The organism is Bradyrhizobium sp. Bra64, assembly GCF_024519875.1.
Taxonomy (GTDB): Bacteria; Pseudomonadota; Alphaproteobacteria; order Rhizobiales; family Xanthobacteraceae; genus Bradyrhizobium; species Bradyrhizobium japonicum_G.
Genome location: NZ_JALJRD010000004.1, coordinates 18745 through 37535, shown reverse-complemented (window position 1 = coordinate 37535; position 18791 = coordinate 18745). Strand labels below are relative to the sequence as shown.

General features: G+C 65.5%; 16 protein-coding genes. 5 read left to right on the top strand and 11 right to left on the bottom strand.

Going from position 1 to position 18791, the window contains the following annotated elements; translation table 11 throughout:
* Positions 1-4: 4 nt before the first annotated feature.
* The 4 genes from mdlC to NR187_RS15085 form a co-directional block, all read right to left on the bottom strand.
* Positions 5-1627, bottom strand: coding sequence for a benzoylformate decarboxylase (mdlC, locus tag NR187_RS15100; protein WP_256806950.1), 1623 nt, complete (start codon positions 1625-1627; stop codon positions 5-7).
* A gap of 146 nt (positions 1628-1773) precedes the next feature.
* Entirely contained in the window at positions 1774-2625 is an 852-nt protein-coding gene (locus NR187_RS15095) for a MaoC family dehydratase N-terminal domain-containing protein (protein ID WP_256806949.1), read from the bottom strand.
* Positions 2626-2639: 14 nt separating this feature from the next.
* Positions 2640-3743 (bottom strand): CaiB/BaiF CoA-transferase family protein, encoded by a 1104-nt coding sequence (locus tag NR187_RS15090; RefSeq protein WP_256806948.1) that lies wholly within the window; start codon positions 3741-3743, stop codon positions 2640-2642.
* A 10-nt stretch (positions 3744-3753) separates the two neighbouring features.
* Positions 3754-4923, bottom strand: coding sequence for an acyl-CoA dehydrogenase family protein (locus NR187_RS15085; protein WP_211381695.1), 1170 nt, complete (start codon positions 4921-4923; stop codon positions 3754-3756).
* Between the two features lie 125 nt (positions 4924-5048).
* Here NR187_RS15085 and NR187_RS15080 point away from each other — a divergent pair, with 125 nt between their 5' ends.
* Positions 5049-5969: a LysR substrate-binding domain-containing protein gene (locus NR187_RS15080; protein WP_211381696.1), complete on the top strand. Its 921-nt coding sequence runs from the start codon at positions 5049-5051 to the stop codon at positions 5967-5969.
* A 227-nt stretch (positions 5970-6196) separates the two neighbouring features.
* On the opposite strand, the gene NR187_RS15075 is transcribed toward NR187_RS15080, so the two are convergent.
* Both NR187_RS15075 and NR187_RS15070 read right to left on the bottom strand, forming a co-directional pair.
* Complete coding sequence (locus NR187_RS15075) at positions 6197-7471, bottom strand: cytochrome P450 (protein ID WP_211381697.1); 1275 nt, start codon at positions 7469-7471, stop codon at positions 6197-6199.
* Between the two features lie 228 nt (positions 7472-7699).
* A complete protein-coding gene (locus NR187_RS15070; protein ID WP_211381698.1) occupies positions 7700-8965 on the bottom strand; it encodes a cytochrome P450 in 1266 nt (421 codons plus the stop codon).
* Between the two features lie 301 nt (positions 8966-9266).
* Between NR187_RS15070 and NR187_RS15065 the strand changes: the two genes are divergently transcribed.
* Together NR187_RS15065 and NR187_RS15060 are read left to right on the top strand one after the other, a co-directional pair.
* Positions 9267-10421 (top strand): YjgN family protein, encoded by a 1155-nt coding sequence (locus NR187_RS15065; protein WP_372703108.1) that lies wholly within the window; start codon positions 9267-9269, stop codon positions 10419-10421.
* Positions 10422-10424: 3 nt separating this feature from the next.
* Entirely contained in the window at positions 10425-11534 is a 1110-nt protein-coding gene (locus tag NR187_RS15060) for a M48 family metallopeptidase (protein WP_256806947.1), read from the top strand.
* Positions 11535-11543: 9 nt separating this feature from the next.
* Here the strand turns inward: NR187_RS15060 and upp are convergent, their stop codons facing one another.
* From upp to NR187_RS15045, 3 genes are all read right to left on the bottom strand, one after another.
* Entirely contained in the window at positions 11544-12173 is a 630-nt protein-coding gene (upp, locus tag NR187_RS15055; RefSeq protein ID WP_211381700.1) for a uracil phosphoribosyltransferase, read from the bottom strand.
* A 146-nt stretch (positions 12174-12319) separates the two neighbouring features.
* On the bottom strand, positions 12320-13558 hold the full coding sequence (locus NR187_RS15050; RefSeq protein ID WP_256806946.1) for a URC4/urg3 family protein: 1239 nt from the start codon (positions 13556-13558) through the stop codon (positions 12320-12322).
* A gap of 7 nt (positions 13559-13565) precedes the next feature.
* Positions 13566-14822: a GTP cyclohydrolase II gene (locus NR187_RS15045; protein ID WP_256806945.1), complete on the bottom strand. Its 1257-nt coding sequence runs from the start codon at positions 14820-14822 to the stop codon at positions 13566-13568.
* 380 nt (positions 14823-15202) lie between these two features.
* On the opposite strand from NR187_RS15045, the gene NR187_RS15040 reads away from it, so the two are divergent.
* Both NR187_RS15040 and NR187_RS15035 read left to right on the top strand, forming a co-directional pair.
* A complete protein-coding gene (locus NR187_RS15040; protein WP_211381703.1) occupies positions 15203-16330 on the top strand; it encodes a threonine synthase in 1128 nt (375 codons plus the stop codon).
* Between the two features lie 99 nt (positions 16331-16429).
* Entirely contained in the window at positions 16430-17236 is an 807-nt protein-coding gene (locus NR187_RS15035) for a class I SAM-dependent methyltransferase (RefSeq protein WP_211381704.1), read from the top strand.
* Positions 17237-17260: 24 nt separating this feature from the next.
* On the opposite strand, the gene NR187_RS15030 is transcribed toward NR187_RS15035, so the two are convergent.
* Together NR187_RS15030 and NR187_RS15025 are read right to left on the bottom strand one after the other, a co-directional pair.
* A complete protein-coding gene (locus NR187_RS15030) occupies positions 17261-18073 on the bottom strand; it encodes a DUF2927 domain-containing protein (protein ID WP_211382410.1) in 813 nt (270 codons plus the stop codon).
* 86 nt (positions 18074-18159) lie between these two features.
* On the bottom strand, positions 18160-18741 hold the full coding sequence (locus NR187_RS15025) for a L,D-transpeptidase (RefSeq protein ID WP_256806944.1): 582 nt from the start codon (positions 18739-18741) through the stop codon (positions 18160-18162).
* Positions 18742-18791 lie beyond the last annotated feature (50 nt).

Sequence of the window (18791 nt, the reverse complement as noted above, 5' to 3'; positions counted from 1 at the left end):
CGCCCTAATGCTTCTGCCCGTACAATACCGGAACTGCTGAATCCACGACCACCTCGACGAGGCTCGTGCCGGCGAATGCCATCCCGCGCTTGAGCGCCTCGCCGAGCTCCGCGGCCTTCGTCACCCGCACCGCATCGCAGCCCATGCCTTCGGCCAGCCGGACGAAATCGATGCCCGGCAGCTCCAGTCCCGGCACGTTGCGCACCTGCATCACCTGGCTGAACGAGCGCATCGCGCCGTAGCCGGAATTGTTGATGACGACGACGGTCAGCGGCAGTTTTCGTTGCGCGGCGGTCCACAGCGCCTGGATCGAATACATCGCCGAGCCATCGCCGATCAGGCACACGGTGCGGCTCTTCGGCTTGCCGAGCGCCATGCCGACCGCGGCGGGCAGGGAGTAGCCGAGGCCGCCGCTCGACATGGTGTAGAAACTGTCCTGGCCGCGCATCGGCATGAATTTTTGCATCGTCGGCCGGTGCGAGGGCACTTCCTCCACCAGCGAGCTGCCGTCCGGCATCGCCTGCGACAGCGCGTGCAACAAGAACTCCACCGGCAGCGGCTCGCCGGCTTGCGGCGCCGGCGGCAGCGTGCGGCCTTTCGGCGCCACGCGTTTGCTCTCTGGCAGGAGGTCGAGCAGCAGGCCCAGCGCCGGCTTCATCGTGGCGATGATGCTGGTGCCGAACGGTGTGACCGCGGCGGCATCCGGGTCGTCGGTGATCTGGAAGATCGTCGCGCCGCCATCGAAGATCGCGGCGTGGCCCTCGACGTGGAAGGTGAACACCGGCGCGCCGATGACGACGACGAGATCGTGCTCGCGCAGCGCATCGGAGAGCTGTGCGGGCGAAGCGTGCAGGAAGCCCGCGAACTGCGGATGGCGCTCGGGGAACGAGCAGCGCGCCGAGAACGGGCTGACCCAGACGCTCGCCTTCGCCTTCTCGGCCACGCGCACCATGAGGTCGACAGCGCCCGCGCGATCGACGCCGGGGCCGACCACGAGCGCGGGGTGCTTTGCCGAACCGAGCGCTGTGACCAGCGCCTTCATCGCATCAGGCTCGGGCCCGATCTCGCGGCTGACCTTGCGCGCCTCGACCGGAGCCGTCGCATGCGCCCAGTCGTCGATCGGGATCGACACGAAGGTCGGCCCGCAGGGCGGCTGCATCGCGGTGTAATAGGCGCGCGCGATCGCGGCCGGCACGTCCTCGGGCCGCGCCGGCTCGACGCTGTACTTCACATATGGCCGCGGAAACTCCGACGCGCGCTCGGCATAGAGGAACGCCTGCAAGGGGAGGATCGAACGCGCCTGCTGGCCCGCGGTGATGACGAGCGGTGTCTGGTTGCGATGCGCGGTGTAGATGTTGCCGAGCGCGTTGCCGACGCCGGCCGCCGAATGCAGATTGACGAAACCGGCATTGCGCGTCGCCTGCGAGTAGCCATCGGCCATGCCGACGGCGGAGGCTTCCTGCAGCGCCAGCACGTAGTCGATGTCGTCGGGCCAGTCGCTCAGGAACGGCAGCTCGGTCGAGCCGGGATTGCCGAACACTTTTTTGATGCCGAACGACCGCAGCAGGTCGAGCGTGGCCTGCTTGACGGTGACGGATTTGCTGCCGCTCTTGCCGTTCTTTGCCATGGTTTCCGTCCCTGTTGATTACCGACGCTCGTAGACCCACCGTCATTGCGAGGAGCCCTTGCGACGAAGCAATCCAGACTATCTCCGCGGAGGGACTCTGGATTGCTTCGCTGCGCTCGCAATGACGAGGAGGAAACAGCAGCGACCTACCACACCGCCGTGCCCTTCATCGTCGGCTGCCCCTCGGCATTCGCGGTCCAAAGCTCCATGCCCGCCTCGGTCTCATTGGCGTTGATCGAAAACTCCGAACCCTCGAACAGCGGCTGCAGACCGCGATACGAAAACTTCTTCGGCGCTCTGCCGCCGCGCAGCTTTGCCGCCATCTCGATGATCAACGCGGCCTGCAACGGGCCGTGGAAGATCAGGCCCGGATAGCCCTCGACCTTGGTGACGTAGTCGCGGTCGTAATGGATGCGATGGCCGTTGAAGGTCAGCGCGGAATACCGAAACAGCAGCACGGGATCGGAGACATGGGTCTCGCGATGCTGCGCCTTCGGCGGCGGAGGCGGAGCCTTTACCGGCGCGGTCGGCGTCGTCGTCATCTCGCGATAGACGATGTCCTGGCGTTCGCGGATGGCAATGCCGCGCGGCGAGGAGATGCTGTGCTCGACCGCGACGAAGCACAGCGTGCCGGTCGATCCGGTCTTTACCGTCACGTCGGCAATGCGCGAAGTCCGGGTCGATTCATCGCCGACGCGCAAGGGCTGCAAAAATTCGATCTCGCCGCCGGCCCACATCCGGCGCGGCAGCGGCACCGGCGGCAGGAAGCCGCCGCGGGTCGGATGCCCGTCGGGCCCGAGCATCGACATCGGAAACACCGGCTGCGCCAGGCACCAATGCACCGTGAACGGCGCGGCATCGCCGGACTTGGGCTCGCCCACGTCCTGGAAAAGTGTCGCCCGAAGACCCTTGACGAGCTGCGCGGTGACGACGTCGGTGGCCTCCGTGCTGCGGCCGATCCATTGCCTGAGATGATCGATGTCGAGCTGCTCGGTCATGACGCCTCGCTCTGTTATGTCTTGAATTGTGGCCGTTCGCCGATCGCTGGCACAGCGCCGTAGGCGCGCGTCTCGCCGACGATGATCGGCGCCGGCGCGGGGTAGCTGACGCGGCCGTTCGGCGTGTCGACCTCGATGCGGCGCAGATGCGGATGGGTGGTGAGGTCGGCCATGGTATTGACCTCGGCAAAGGCGATGTCGGCGTCCGACAGCCGCTTGAGCAGCTCGTCGCGCGTCATCTTGCCAAAACTATCCGCGACAGTCTTGTCGGTGAAATCGCGGTTGCGCACGCGCTCGACCATGTTGGCGACGCGGGGGTCAGCCGGCAGGTCCGGCTGGTCGAGCACCTTCGCGCACAGCGTCTTCCACTCACGCTCGCTCTGGATCGAGATCAGAATGTCCTTGCCGTCGCTGGACGTGAACACGCCGTAGGGCGCGATCGAGGGGTGGCGCAGGCCCATGCGCTTGGGCGGATTGCCGGCTTCGGAATTCAGCAGCGGCACGGTGCACCAGTCGGCCATCACGTCGAACATGGAGATGCGGATGTCGGCACCCTTGCCGGTGCGGCCCCGGCCGATCAGCGCCTCCAGGATCGCTGCATGCGCGGTGGCGCCGGTCGCGACGTCGACGATCGACATGCCGACGCGCGAGGCGCCGTCGGGATTGCCGGTGATCGAGGCAAGGCCGCTCTCGGCCTGGATCAAGAGATCATAGGCCTTGCGGTGCGCGTAGGGACCCTCGTCGCCATAGCCGGTGATGGTGCAGGAAATCAGCTTTGGATAGTCCTTCAGCAGCCGCTCGCGCGAGAAGCCGAGCTTGTCCATCGAGCCCGGCTTGAGGTTCTGGATCAGCACGTCGGCGCTGGCGATCAGCTTCTCCAGCTCGGCGCAACCTTCCTTGGTGGCAAGATCGACCACCGCTGACTGCTTGCCGCGGTTGAGCCAGACGAAATAGCTGCTCTGGCCTTTGGCCGCGGCATCGTAACCGCGGGCGAAATCGCCCTCCGGCCGTTCGATCTTGATCACCTCCGCGCCGGCATCCGCCAGCCGCGACGAGCAGAACGGCGCTGCCACCGCCTGCTCGACCGCGATCACCCTAATCCCGTCCAATGCGCCCATGATTGCTGCCTCAGTACGAGCGGGGCATGCCGAGCACGTGCTCGGCGATGAAGGAGAGCACGAGGTTGGTCGAGATCGGCGCCACCTGGTAGAGCCGCGTCTCGCGGAACTTGCGCTCGACGTCGTATTCCTCGGCGAAACCGAAACCGCCATGGGTCTGGACGCAGGCATTGGCCGCTTCCCAGGACGCATCGGCCGCGAGCATTTTCGCCATGTTGGCTTCCGCGCCGCAGTCGAGCCCGGCCTCGTACTTGCGCGTGGCTTCCTTCACCATCAATTCGGCTGCGCGCATCGCGGCGTAGGCCTTGGCGATCGGGAACTGGATGCCCTGGTTCTGGCCGATCGGCCGGCCGAAAACGCTGCGCTCCTTGGCGTAGTTCGTGGCCTTCGCGATGAACCACTTTGCATCGCCGACGCATTCGGCCGCGATCAGGATGCGCTCGGCATTCATGCCGGAGAGGATGTAGCGAAAGCCCTTGCCTTCCTCGCCGATCAGATTCTCCGCCGGCACCTTCATGTCGGTGAAGAACACTTCGGTGGTGGCGTGGTTCATCATCGTGCGGATCGGGCGGATCTCGAGGCCCCTGTTCTTGGCCTCGCGCATGTCGACGATGAACACCGAGAGCCCATCGGTGCGCTTCTTGACCTCGTCCTTCGGCGTGGTGCGCGCCAGCAGCAGCATCAGGTCGGAATGCTCGGCACGGCTGGTCCAGATCTTCTGGCCGTTGACGATGTAGCCGGCGTTGCCGTCCTTGCGCGCAAAGGTCTTCAGCGAGGTGGTGTCGGTGCCGCTGGTCGGCTCGGTGACGCCGAACGCCTGCAGCCGTAATTCGCCGCTCGCGACCTTCGGCAGATATTTGGCCTTCTGCTCGTCATTGCCATGCCGCAGCACCGTGCCCATCGTGTACATCTGGGCGTGGCAGCCGCCGCCGTTGCAGCCGGCGCGCTGGATCTCTTCGAGGATCGCCGCGGCCGCGGACAGCTTCAGGCCCGCGCCGCCATATTCCTCGGGGATCAGCACCGAGAGGTAACCGGCCTCTGTCAGCGCATCGACGAAGGCCTTGGGGTAGGCCATCTCGCGATCGAGCTTGCGCCAGTATTCGCCGGGAAACTGCGCGCAGAGCTTTGCGACGGCTTCGCGGATGTCGGCGTGATCTTCGGTCTGGTGATCTTCACTCATGGCGTTTCCCGTTGGGTGCGGCGGTTAAGATAACGCCGGCCAATCCTCTGGCGTTGTGAAAACAACGCCATCCCCCTATGCTCATTTGCTATAGCGTATGGAGTAGCCTTCCAGGATTGGCAAGCATGGATTTCCGTCAGCTCAGGACCTTCAGTTGCGTGGCGGAGCTCGGCAGCCTCTCCAAGGCGTCCGACACGTTGCGCGTGGCGCAGCCGGCGCTGAGCCGGCAGATCAAGCTGCTGGAACACGAGCTGCGCACCGAATTGTTCACGCGCAACGGTCGCGGCATGGTGCTGACGGAGGCGGGCCGTCTCTTGCTGGCGCGCACCGCCGGCATCGTGCGGCAGATCGACCAGATCCGCGACGACATCCAGTCGGCCAAGGGGCCGCTGTCCGGTCAGGTCGTGCTCGGCCTGGTTCCGACCGTGAGCTGCGTGCTGTCGGCGCGTTTCGCGCGGCGCTGCGTCGAGAAGTTTCCCGGCATCTCGCTGCGCATCGTCGAGAGCTACAGCGGCCATCTCGTCGAATGGCTGCATCGCGGCGAGATGGACCTCGCCATCCTCTATGGCCGCTCCGCCGATCTGCATCTCAATGTGGAAAGCCTCGGCCGCGACAACATCGTCGCGGTCGGCCCGCGCGGCTGCGGCCTTGCGCGCAGGAAGAACGTCGAGATCGGCTGGCTGCTGCGGCAGCGGCTGGTGCTGCCCAGTCATTCCCACGGTCTCCGCGCGCTGATCGAGCATGCGGCGGCCCAGCGCAAGATCAAGCTCAACGTCCAGCTCGAGGCGGATTCGTTCCGTGTGCTGACCAGCCTTGTCGAGGAAGGCCTCGGCTTCGCGCTGCTGCCGCCCTCGTCGGTCCACGGCGAGGTCGCCGACGGGCGACTGGAAACCGCTGTCGTATCCAAGCCGATGACGCGCGAGCTCATATTCGCTTCTCCAATCGACCGCCCGGTCTCGACGGCCTCGCTTGCCGTCACCGCCCTCCTGCGCGAGGAGGTCGCCGCCTGCCGCAAGGACGGCGTGTGGGACATCAAGTTGAGTTAGATGCGCGCTTGTCGTAGAACAGCCGCGCGCCATCGTGCCTTCGCATCTGGCGCGAGCTGTCATGCCGAAATTTTATAGCTGGAGGTGGCCGCCGCGCTCGCCTGCGCGGCCGTGACGCGCATATGCATCCACAACTCGTCATTGCGAGCGCAGCGAAGCGATCCAGACTGTTTCCGCGGAGGGATTCTGGATTGCTTCGCTGCGTTCGCAATGACGGAGGCTAGGGTCTACCCCGGAATCCGCACCGGCAGCGACTCGTACCCCTTGATGAAGCTCGAATAGATCCGCTTCGGCTCGCCCACCACCTCGATGCGGTCGAAGCGCTTCAGCATCTCCTCCCAGACGATCTTGAGCTGCAGCTCGGCGAGGCGCATGCCGACACAGCGGTGGATGCCGAAGCCGAAGGAGAGATGGGTGCGCGGCCGCGGGCGGTCGATGATGAAGTCGTTCGGCTTCTCGAACATCTCCTCGTCGCGGTTGCCGGAGACGTACCACATCACGACGCGGTCGCCTTTCTTGATGTGCTTGCCGCCGATCTCGGTATCGGCAAGCGCGGTGCGCCGCATATGCGCGAGCGGGGTCTGCCAGCGGATCACCTCGGGCACCATGGAATCGATCAGTTCCGGGTTGGCGCGGAGCTTGTCGTATTGGTCCGGGTTCTCGCTCAGCGCCAGCACCGAGCCGGTCATGGTGTTGCGCGTGGTGTCGTTGCCGCCGACGATGAGCAGGATGATGTTGCCCATGAGGTTGTCGGGGTCCATGAAGCGCGTGGCGTCGTTGTGCGCCATCAGCGACAATAGGTCGTTGCGCGGCGCGGAGTTGACGCGTTCGTTCCACAGCTTGGACATGTACGCGTAGCACTCGTCCATCTCGCGGCGGCGCTCCTCGGCGGATGCGACGATGCCGCTCTTGGGCAGCGCGGTCGCGACATCCGACCAGCGCGTCAGCTTGCGCCGTTCTTCCCAGGGGAAGTCGAACAGGGTAGCCAGCATCTGCGTCGTCAGCTCGATCGAGACGCGCTCGACGAAATTGAAGGTCTCGTTGCGCGGCAGATTGTCGAGCACGGTCTGCGAGCGCTGGCGGATCAGTTTTGCCAGTTCGTCCAGATGGGTCGGCGTGAACATCGGCGACACCGTCTTGCGCTGCGACGAATGACGCGGCTGGTCCATGGCGATGAAGCTCGGCCAGTCATAACCTTCCGGCACGTCGCGGATCCCGATGCCGCCGAGCGTTGAATCGGAGGAGAACAGGGCGTGGTTGGTGTCGACATGCATGATGTCGTTGTACTTCACCACCGACCAGTACGGCTCGATCGGCGCGTTGGTGCAGTAGTGCACCGGCTCTTCCTTGCGCAGCCGCTCGAACCACGGCCACAAGGTGTCGTCCTGGAACAGCCGGGGCGCGCCGGGATGGAAGTGCGACAGCGGCGTCGCATAGGCCTCCTCGCGGGCCTTGCGCATGCGTTCGGCCTTGTCGGTCTTGACCGGAGTCTGGATGTTCATGTTGGTAGCTCCAGTGTTTGTTTCCAACCTCTCCCGCTTGCGGGAGAGGCACAGGCCGCCTCCGGCGGCCGACATCTCAAGAACGCCAAGGCGAAGGCTCGGCTAAGGCGCAGCGCCGGGTGAGGGCTTTCTCCTCCAGGGGATTGTCCCGTTGCGGAGATACCCTTTCCCCAACCCTCTCCCGCGAGCGGGAGAGGGGGCAATATCCTCGTGGGTTATAGCTCGAACTCACGCCGTAATCTTCACCGGCAGCGTTTCCAAACCCTTCACGAAACTCGAATAGACCCGCTTGGGTTCGCCGACCACGTCGATATGGTCGAATCGCTTCAGGATCTCCTCCCAGATAATCTTGAGCTGGAGTTCGGCAAGCCGCAAGCCGACGCAGCGGTGGATGCCGAAGCCGAAGGACAGATGCGTGCGCGGCCGGGCGCGGTCAATGATGAAATCGTAGGGCTTTTCGATCGCCTCGGCGTCGCGGTTGCCCGAGACGTACCACATCACGACCTTGTCACCTTTCTTGATCTGCTTGCCGCGGAACTCGAAGTCGGCGAGTGCGGTGCGGCGCATGTGCGCCAGCGGCGTCTGCCAGCGGATCACCTCCGGCACGAAGCTGTCGAGCAGGCCGGGATTCTCGCGCAGCTTGCGATATTGCTCAGGATGCTGGCTCAGTGCGTAGATCGAGCCCGACATGGTATTGCGGGTGGTGTCGTTGCCGCCGACGATCAAAAGGACGAGATTGCCGAGGAAGTTCTTCGCGTCCATGTCGCGTGTCGCGGCTCCATGCGCCATCATCGAGAGCAGATCGCTCTTCGGCGGCTGCGCGATGCGCTCCTTCCACAGGCGCGCGAAATAGCCCGCGCATTCGGTCAGTTCGGCCTGCCGCTCGTCCTCGGTGGCGACGAGGCCGTCGGGCCCGGGAATCGTGGTGGCGATGTCCGACCAGCGCGTCAGTTTGCGGCGATCCTCCCAGGGAAAGTCGAACAGCACCGCAAGCATCTGCGTGGTCAGTTCGATCGAGACGCGGTCGACCCAGTCGAACACTTCGCCACGCGGCAGATTGTCGAGGCACTCGGCCGAGCGCTCGCGGATGCTGAGCGCGAGATTGTCCAGATGCGTCGGCGTGAACATCGGCGCCACGGTTTTGCGCTGGGCGGCGTGCCGCGGCGGGTCCATCGAGATGAAGCTCTCGCGGCGCAGATCCGGATCGATGTCGCGGATGGTGATGCCGCCGAGCGAGGAGGCCGAGGAGAACACCGAATGGTTGGTCTCGATCTCCATGATGTCGTTGTAGCGCGTCACCGACCAGTACGGCCCGAACATCGAATCCTTGCAATAGTGCACGGGATCTTCCCGGCGCAGGCGGTCGAAATAGGGCCAGAATGTATCCGTCCTGAACAGCTCGGGATCGCCCGGATCGAACTGCTCCAGCGGCAATGACGTGGCGCGCGCGCGTAACGCGTCGAGCTTCGCCGCGTTCTCGATGGTCCCATGCATGACCGCTCTCCCTGACATGAACCGCGCGTTCTCGTTGAATTCTGCGCTGCGGTATTTGATTTGCAATTACAGCCGGTTGTCCGCGCCGGAGCAAGGGAGAGTTTTGCCACATCCAACCTTTGCGAGAGGGTTGATCGGCCGTCACGCGGATGTGTCAACGTGATCTCCCGCACGCCCTCGGCTGCGGAGACGTGCGAAAACCGACTGGAATCGAGGTGAATCGAACCCGCCCGCCTTGGGGATCGACCAATCTCTGATCTATAGTTTGATCGCACCAGGCCGACATCCCGAGGTTGCCGCCGTGAACGACATGCAATGGGCCCCCATCGGTTCCGAACCCTTACCCCCGCCGCTGCCGCCCACGCGGGTCGACTTCACCGGTGACCGCTCCGCGTTCCGCAAAATGGTCACCAAGGGTGCCATGCTGGAGCTGGTCACGTTCGGCTTCTACCGGTTCTGGCTCGTCACCGACATCCGTCGTCATTTGTGGACGGACACGTCGATCGACGGCGACGCCGCCGAATATACCGGCCGCGGCAAGGAGCTGTTGATCGGCTTCCTGTTCGCGCTGGCAATCCTGGTGCCGATCTATCTCGCCTATTTCCTCGTCGGTATCGAGTTCGAGCGGTGGCAGGGCTTTGCCTCGACGCCGCTGTTCATCAGCTTCTACGCCTTCGGTCAGTTCGCGATCTTTCGCGCGCGGCGCTATCGGCTGACGCGCACGGTCTGGCGCGGCGTGCGGTTCTGGATGGACGGCTCCGGCTGGGCCTATTCGTTCCGTGCCATGCTGTGGGGCCTGCTGGTGTTCCTGACGCTCGGCCTGGCGCTGCCCTGGCGCGAGGCCTCGCTCGAACGCTACAAGATGCGGCACACCCATTACGGCGATTTGCGCGGCGATTTCGCCGCCGACGGCTGGACCTTCTTCAAGCGCGGCTGGTGGCTGTGGCTGCTCAGCCCGATCGCAATTGTGATCTTCCCGCTCGCCCCGTTCTTTTATGCCGAGTTCAAGGCGCGCGAATGGCGCTGGTGGCTCGACGGCATCCGCATCGGCGGCGTCAGCCTGTCCTCGAAGTTGCCGCACGATGCCTTCTACGGCCTGTACTGGAAAGTGATCGGCTGGTGGACGCTGCTCTCGGCCATTTTCGGCGCCTATCTCGGCGGCGCGACCATGCTCGTCGTCACGCTCAGCGGCGTTCCGGCCGAGCAGGCCTTCGGGCCCGACAATGCCGCCAAGAGCATCCCGATGCTGGTGATGATGGTGATCGGCTACTTCGCGCTGGCCCTTGCCCTCAACATCGTCATGCGGGTCTATCTCCAGCGCGATCTCTGGGCCAAGGTGCTGGAGACCGTCGAGGTGCACAACATCGGCGCTGCGGCGGACGTGCGTGGCAGCGGTGAACTCGCCAGCGCGCTCGGCGAAGGCTTTGCCGATGGGCTCGATGTCGCGGGATTCTGAGCTGTGAGTGAGGTGTCCACCGAGATCCCGGCGCAGTCCGCAAGGCCGACGATCTTCTTCGACGGCGTGTCGAGCCGCAGGCGGCAGGTGACGCTGGCGCTCGGTCAAGCGCTCGAGATTGCCGAGGAGGGCGGGGCGCCCGTGAGCTGGGCCTATGCTGACATTCGCCGCGCCGACAGTCCGGCCGGAATCTTGCGTCTTGCCTGCACGTCCGCGCCGTCCCTGGCGCGCCTCGAAATCCGCGATGCCGCGCTGGCCGCCGACGTCACCGTCCGCTGCATGCATCTCGACGAGCACCAGACCTCGCGTCGTGGCGTGGTAAAAATCGTCGGCTGGTCGGTGGCGGCCGCCGTTTCCATCGTCTGTGTCGTGCTGTTCGGCGTGCCGCTCGCCGCCGACCGTCTCGCGCCGCTGGTGCCGAAACCGATCGAGCGGCGCATCGGCGATGCGTCGGAAGTCCAGGTGAAGACCATCTTCGGGCGCAACGTATGCGAAGACCCCTCAGGCAAGGCCGCCTTCGTCAAGCTCGTCAACCGCCTGCGCGATGCCGCCGGTCTCGACGACGATTCCGTGACGGCGGGCGTGCTGCCGACTTCCGTGCCGAACGCGTTCGCGCTGCCCGGCGGCAAGGTCTACGTGCTGAGGGGCCTGCTCGACAAGGCGGAGAACCCCGACGAGATCGCCGGCATCCTCGCCCACGAGCTCGGCCATCTCAAGCATTACGACAACATGCGCGGCCTGATCTACAACGGCGGCACCTCGTTCCTGATCGGCCTGCTGTTCGGCGACGTCACCGGTTCGAGCGCCGTGATCTTCGCCTCGCGCAGCGTGGTCGAAGCCTCCTATTCGCGCGAGGCGGAAGCCGCTGCCGACACGTTCGCGATCGAGATCATGCACAAGCTCGGGCGCTCACCGAAGCCGGCGGCCGAGCTGATGTTCCGCATCACCGGCAAGGAAGGCGGCGGCCTCACCTCGATCCTGGCGAGCCATCCGCTGACCGAGGACCGCCTCGCACGCATGACCAGGGAGGATCGCCCTCCAAGCGGCCCGCCGCTGCTGACGGATAAGGAGTGGCAGGCGCTGAAGGGGATTTGCGGCAGCGGGAAGATCTGAGCTTCAGCGTTACCGCGTCCCGTAAGCGCGGTCGCCGGCATCACCGAGGCCGGGGATAATAAAACCATTCTCGTCGAGGCCTTCATCCACCGCCGCCGTCCAGATCGGCACGTCCGGATGCAAACCGCGCAGCCGTTCGAGCCCTTCCGGCGCTGCGATCAGGCAGGCCAGCCGAATGTCCTTGGCGCCGCGCTCCTTCAGCCGGTCGATCGCGGCCACCGCCGTGTTGGCGGTCGCAACCACCGGCGTCACCACGATCGCCAGCCGCTCGCTGAGATCGGACGGCGATTTGAAGAAATACTCGACCGCCGCAAAACTGTGCGGCTCGCGATAGAGCCCGATATGCGCGACGCGCGCGGTCGGCACCAGATCCATCATGCCGTCGACGAAAGTTGTGCCGGCGCGCAGCATCGGCACGAACACGAGCTTCTTGCCGGCGATCTTGGCCGAGTGCATCGTCGCCAGTGGCGTCTCGATGACGGTATCGGCGAGCGGCAAATCGCGCGTCACCTCGTAGCACAAGAGCATGCCGATCTCCTTGATCAGCTCGCGGAACGACTTTGTCGAGATGGATTTGTCCCGCACCAGCGTCAGCTTGTGCTGCACCAGCGGATGATCGACGATCGTGACGCCTTCCATGATCGGATGCCTTTCTTCCTTCTCCCCTTGTGGGAGAAGATGGCGCGAAGCGCCGGATGAGGGGTACCTTCCGCGAGCTTCAGTGAGAGAGACTCCCGCGGAAGCAACCCCCGCTACGCGAGGCACCCTCTCCCACAAGGAGAGGGTCAGAAAACCGTGCCGTCGCTGATCACCTTGAGCGGCGGCGCGCCATCGGGACGACGCGAAAAGGCAATGGCGCGGCCTGCGGCCCAGGTGCCGCCTTCCAGAATGCTGGCGAGTGGCAGGGACTCGGGCGTGCGACCGAGCTTTGCGCGGACGCGCTCCGCCAAACGGTCCAGCAACGCCAAGGTCAGCGCGCGCCATTCCACGACGAGGAGGGAATCCACCGCATGCGCCCGCTCGGCGTCATTGGGATCGCGCAGGCGCAGCACCTCGTGGTCGACGAACAGGCCGCCATTGCGGTATTCGGCAAGCCCGGTCAGGCCGTCGATGTCGGTGACCTCGAGCCCGGCGCGCTGCAGCGGTTCGATCAACGAATAGCTCAGCCATTGCGACAGCTTGTGCAGGGGCACGAGGCCCGCCGTTGCGTCGTTGGCCTTGATCGCCGGATGGCGCCAGCAATCGCCGAGCGGAATTCCTGCAAGTTCGAGGCGCGACGGCCAGATCGGCCCAAGCTGGTTCAGCACCGCCGACAGGATCGCGGGCGCGGCGATGGCGCCGCCCACTGCCTGTGCCGCGATGTGATCGAACAGGCCGCCCGGCCGCGGCGTATCGCGCAGGCCGAAAACATCGGCACGTTCGGATACGAGCCGGCCCAGACGCCGCAACAGATCGGTGCGTCCTTCGAGGCCGAGCAGCGGATTGGCATCGCTCACCTGAAAAGCGGAGGTGAGCGCGGCGAGGGGCAGCTTTGCGAGCAAATCCGCGTCGGCCCTGAACGGTGCGCGCGCATCGCCGGAAAACAGTCCGCTTGCGAACATGTCGAGGCTGGCGATCGCAAGTCCCTCGGATCGGCCGATATCTTGCCCCGTCACGGCGTCACGGTATCGCCACGCCGCTCCCGCGCCGGCATCAAGCAGGACGCTGACGATGGCAAGGTCGAACTCGGCGCGCGCGCGCGCCGCGCGATCCGGCCACGACGTGGCGTCGGCGAGCCGCGCCCAGCGGTCGACGCCGCCGAGCACGAAGTGGCGCCAGCGCGCATGGAAGGGAATATCGAGCGTCGGATAGGCCTTGCGCGTGACCGCGAGCACGGCCTCCGCAACGCCGTCCATGCGATCGAGATCGATGGTGAAATGCGTGAGCCCGCCGTTCAGGCCGATCTCGAGCATCTCTCCGGCCCGCGTGCGCACTGCTTCTGCGCTGAGCAGCGAGCGGGCCTGCCGTTCCAAAGCGTCCGCCATCACGCGATCAATATTTTTCCAGCGACCGTCCGACCACGCCGTTGACGTCCTTCTCCGGCGCGATGTCGGTCGAGTAGTAGCCGGCGGCCTTCTTCGCGGCGATCTCGACATAGGCGTCGGCCGGAATCAGCTCCGGCGGGATCGGTACGCGCTCGACGATGTCGATGCCCTGCGAGGTCAGCGCGTCGTGCTTCATGTCGCTCATGGACAGGAAGCGGTCGATGCGCTTCAGGCCGAGCCAGTGGATCGTATCCGGCATCAATTGCTGGAAGCGTGCGTCCTGGACGCCGGCGACGCATTCGGTGCGCTCGAAATAGGCGGCGGCCGCATCGCCATCCTCCTGGCGCTTGCGGGCGTTGTAGACCAGGAATTTCGTGACCTCGCCGAGCGCGCGGCCTTCCTTGCGGTTGTAGATCACGAGCCCGAGCCCGCCCTCCTGCGCGCCGCGCGCGGATTCCTCGATGCCGTGGATGAGGTAGGGGCGGCAGGTGCAGATGTCGGAGCCGAACACGTCGGAGCCGTTGCACTCGTCATGCACGCGGCAGGTGATCTTGGTGCGATGGTCCGGCAGCTTGGTCACGTCGCCGAACATGTAGACCGTGGTGCCGCCGATCGGCGGCAGGAACACCTTCATGTCCGGCCGGGTCACCAGCTCGGGGAACATGCCGGCGGTCTGCTCGAACAGCGTGCGCCGCAGCTCGGTCTCGTTGGTCGCGAAGCGCTCGGCAAGGCCGGGCAAATACCAGACCGGATCGATCGCGATCTTCACCACCGACACGCTGCCATTGGCATGCACGACTTCGCCGTCGGCGCGCAGCCGTTTTGCGGCCAGCGCCTCGCGGATCTCCGGCAGGTCGAGCCGCGCGCGCGTCACCGCGATGCTCGGCCGGATGTCGGAGCCCTCGGCGATCTCCTTGCCGAAATTCTCGGCGACCAGATGACCCCAGGGATCGAGCGCGACGATCTTTGCGGGATCGCGCCATTGCTCGAACGGTCCGATGGTCGCCGCGGGGAACGTGTTGGTGAGGTCGGGGCGCCGGATCGGATCGAGCGCGCCGGCGGAGACGGCGAGCGCCCGGTACATCGCATAGGAGCCGCCATGGCTGCCGATCACGTTGCGATCCCCAGCGCGCGACACCGTGCCGATGATCGGCCCGCGGGCGCGCGCGTCGGCGGCGCCCCAGTGGATCGGAAAGGCGGCCTTCCGGCCCGGCTCCGGATGGGAGGTCAGGCGGATGTGGTCGGTACGGTTCGCGCGGCTCATGTCCAGGCTCCCAAAAAGCCAACGGCCCGCCGCTCGGACGGGCCTGGCTCTGTTGCGCTGCCGGAACGCCGGCGACGCAAGCTCAATCCAACATATTGTAGCGGCCAGCCACGACAGACAAGTTAATCGTGCTGTGCGGGGCAGGGCCGTTCGCCGCCAAATTCCCGTCATCAGCGCGCCGGCGGGGCTCTTCCGTGCGCCGCAATCTCACGCCGGCGAGCCTTGCCCGCGCGCCGTCGCGATTAGTGTAAGATACTGAAATAATTGTTATTTTTGTATTTTCAAGGGGCGGTGCCTGGTCTGCGCGGCGGCCGTCGAGTTTCTGGACAAAACATGTCATCAGTCCAGTCGCACAGAACGCCCTTGCCCTGGAGACCGCCATGCCCGCCGCCAGCTATATCGATCCCCGCAACGGACAGCTTTATCCGCTGGACCAGCCGCGCTGGTGCTCGGACCAGCGTACGCCGCTGCTGGTGACGCCGGGGGCAGGGCTGTCGCGCGAGGACATCGAGCCCCGCACGCGTTCACTCTGGCGCTACCGGGCAGCGCTGCCGGTCGCGATCGCGCAGCCGATCACGCTCGGCGAAGGGTGCACGCCGCTGGTTCAGCAGAACTGGGGCGAGCTGCGACCGTTCTTCAAGCTCGAATGGTTCAATCCGACCGGCAGCTTCAAGGACCGCGGCTCGGCGGTGATGCTGTCCTTCCTGCGGCAGATCGGCGTCGACGCCATCCTTGAAGACTCTTCCGGCAATGGCGGCTCGTCGATGGCCGGGCTAGGTGCCGCCGGGGGCATGCGCGTGAAAATCCTTGCACCGGCGTCGACCTCGCCGGCGAAGATTGCGCAGGTGCGTGCCTATGGCGCCGCGGTGCAGCTCGTCGAGGGCCCGCGCGAGGAGTCTGAGGCCGAGGCCATCCGCCAGTCGAGCCAGACTTTTTACGCCAGCCACAACTGGCAGCCGTTCTTCCTCGAAGGCACCAAGTCGCTCGCCTACGAGATCTGGGAAGACCTCGGTTTTCGCGCGCCCGACAATGTCATCGTCCCCGTCGGCGCCGGCAGCAGCCTGCTCGGCTGCGCCTTCGGCTTCCGCGAGCTGCTCAAGGCCGGCCAGATCGCAAGGCTGCCGCGCCTGTTCGCGGCGCAGCCGCAAAACTGCTCGCCGATCGACGCGAGCTTTCGGGCCGGCGTCGATACGCCCGTCGCGCGCGAGGTGAGCAAGACAATTGCCGAAGGCACCGCGATCAAGCATCCGCTGCGCCTGCGCGAGATCATCGGCGCCTTGCGCGAGAGCGGCGGCGGCACCGTCGCGCTCACCGAGGACGAGATCGTCGCCGCCCTGCGGCGTCTTGCCCGCCAAGGCCTGTTTGCCGAACCGACCAGCGCCAGCGCGGCCGCGGCGCTGGAAAAACTCTCCGCCAACGGTGCCATCAAGGCGAACGAGACCACGGTCGCAGTCCTGACCGGCACCGGCCTCAAGGCGGCAACCACCGTCGCCGATCTCGTTCAATAGGCCGGCGCGACCGCCCTTGGACGGCCCTTGCGCGTGCGTTGAACCTTCGGCGACCCTTGCGAGCCTCATGAAGATCGACCTCGAGCAAAGGAGAGTTCCGTGACCGAGCAGGATCCGTTTGCAGGTTTCAAGGCAGTCCAGAAGGAGGCCTGGTCGCTGTTTACGCCGATGGAGGTGTTCACGACGCCGAGTGCCGCCAAGCTCGTTGGTTTTGCCGGCGTTGCCGCCGGCCAAAGGCTGCTCGATGTCGGATGCGGCACCGGTGTCGTCGCGATCACGGCGGCGCGCCGCGGCGCAAAAGTCAGGGGTCTCGATCTGTCGCCGGTCTTGATCGAGCGCGCCCGCGAGCACGCGCAATTGGCGAAGCTCGATGTCGACTTCGCCGACGGCGACGCCGAGAGCCTGCCTTACGGGGACAATGAGTTCGATGTGGTGCTGAGCCAGTTCGGCCACATGTTCGCGCCGCGCCCCGACGTCACCATTGCCGAGATGCTGCGCGTGCTGAAGCCGGGCGGCACCATCGCCTTCTCCACTTGGCCGCCGCATCTCTACGTCGGACGGATGTTCGCGCTGATCGGCCGCCATTTGCCGCCGCCCGAGGGCGTTGCATCGCCGGTGCTGTGGGGCGATCCGAAGATCGTCACCGAGCGCCTCGCGGGCAAGGTGGCGGATCTCCGCTTCGAGATGGACATGATGACGCCGTCCGCACTCAGTCCGCAGCATTTTCGCCGTACCATGGAAACGACCATCGGACCTTTGATCAAGCTGATCGGCCAGTACAAGGACGAGCCGGACAAGCTCAAGAGCTTCCGCGCCGGGTTCGAGGCGCTGATCTCGGAATATTTCGACGCCGGCAACAACGTCATGCGCCAGCAGTTCCTGATGACGAAGGCGACGAAGGTGTGAGGCCCCCAGGGGAGGGGCAGAGCCTCACTCCTTCAGGTCGTTCACGCGCTTCACCCAGATGCGCACATCGGTGAGCACGCCGGGCAGCGCCGCCTTGACCTCGGCCACGGTCATGCCGGCCTTGATGCGGGGATCGTAGAGCAGATTGAGGATGTATTGGTCGTAGACGTCGAAATAGCCCATCGAGACGTTGTCGTTGAACATCGTCCACGGCACGCTCGCGGTGTCGTTGATCGGCCCAAGCGATTGCAGCAGCTCCTCATAGGCGCAGTCGAGGAAGGTGAAATCGCCGTTGTCGACGGTGAGGATGACGTCGGAATGCTCGATCTCGAAATGCTCGTTCTTGCGAAAGCCGGACAGGCATTGCGGATCGAGCGAGGTGCGGATCTCGCGGGCCTTCTCCGCGCCGTAGAAACTCGAGATGGTGCGGAACAGATCGCGGTCGCGCACGAGCTTCACGCGCACGTTCGCCGCCTCGCTGGAGTCGGTCATGGCGATGTCGAGATGCTGCACGCGGGTGCCGATGTCGGCCACGACTTTGGCGAGCTGGGTCTTGCGGTCGGCGCGGTCGCTCTCGGCGAACACGCGCACCGGCCCGTCGAACTTGCGGATGCGGTCGACGCGGCCGGCGAGATGATACTCGGCGCCGAACGCCGTTTTCAGGAAGCCTTCGACGATCTCGCCGTCGGTAAAATTCTTCTTCTCGGCGCGCTGGCGCGAGGCGATCGCGGGCAATTCGCCCGCGACGGCGATGGTGGTGTCAGGGGCGAACCCGAAGGTGGCGAGCGCCAGCAGGGCGATGCGAAAGCCGGACGAAGGCGGGACCAGTGCGCTCATTGCCATGCGACGCTGCCGTATTCGGAAGCGACGCACAAGACCGCATATTCACCCGCCCCGTCGGATTGCGGCCGTTCGCTGCCCGGCTAGTTGTTCAGCACGACCACGGGGGTGCCGACCGAGACGCGGCTGTAGAGGTCGCTGACGTCGTCATTGGTCATGCGGAAGCAGCCCGAGGACACCGCCTGGCCGATCGTCTCCGGCTCGTTGGAGCCGTGGATGCGGTACAGCGTCGAGCCCAGATACATCGCGCGCGCGCCGAGCGGGTTCTCGATGCCGCCCTTCATGTGGCGCGGCAGGTCGGGCCGGCGGGCCAGCATCTGCGACGGCGGCGTCCAGTCCGGCCATTCCTTCTTGGCGGTGATCCTGTGCACCCCGCCCCAGCGGAAGCCGTCGCGGCCGACGCCGATGCCGTAGCGCAGCGCCTGGCCGTTCTGGAGCACCAGATACAGCCGCCGCTCGGCCGTGTTCACCACGACGGTGCCGGGGGCATAATTGCCGTTGTACATGACGGTGGTCCGGGGGATCGGGCTCACGCCGCCGCCGCCGCCGAGATACCCGGTGGAACTGGTACCCGTGAAGTCGAACATTCCGGCCGCAGAGGCGCCGCCCAATGTGGCCGACAGCAATGCGATGGCGGCAATCGGCGCGGCAAAAAACCGGATCATTGTTTCCCCCAGCAAAAAATCGATTCAACGAAAGCCACAGGCCATATTTG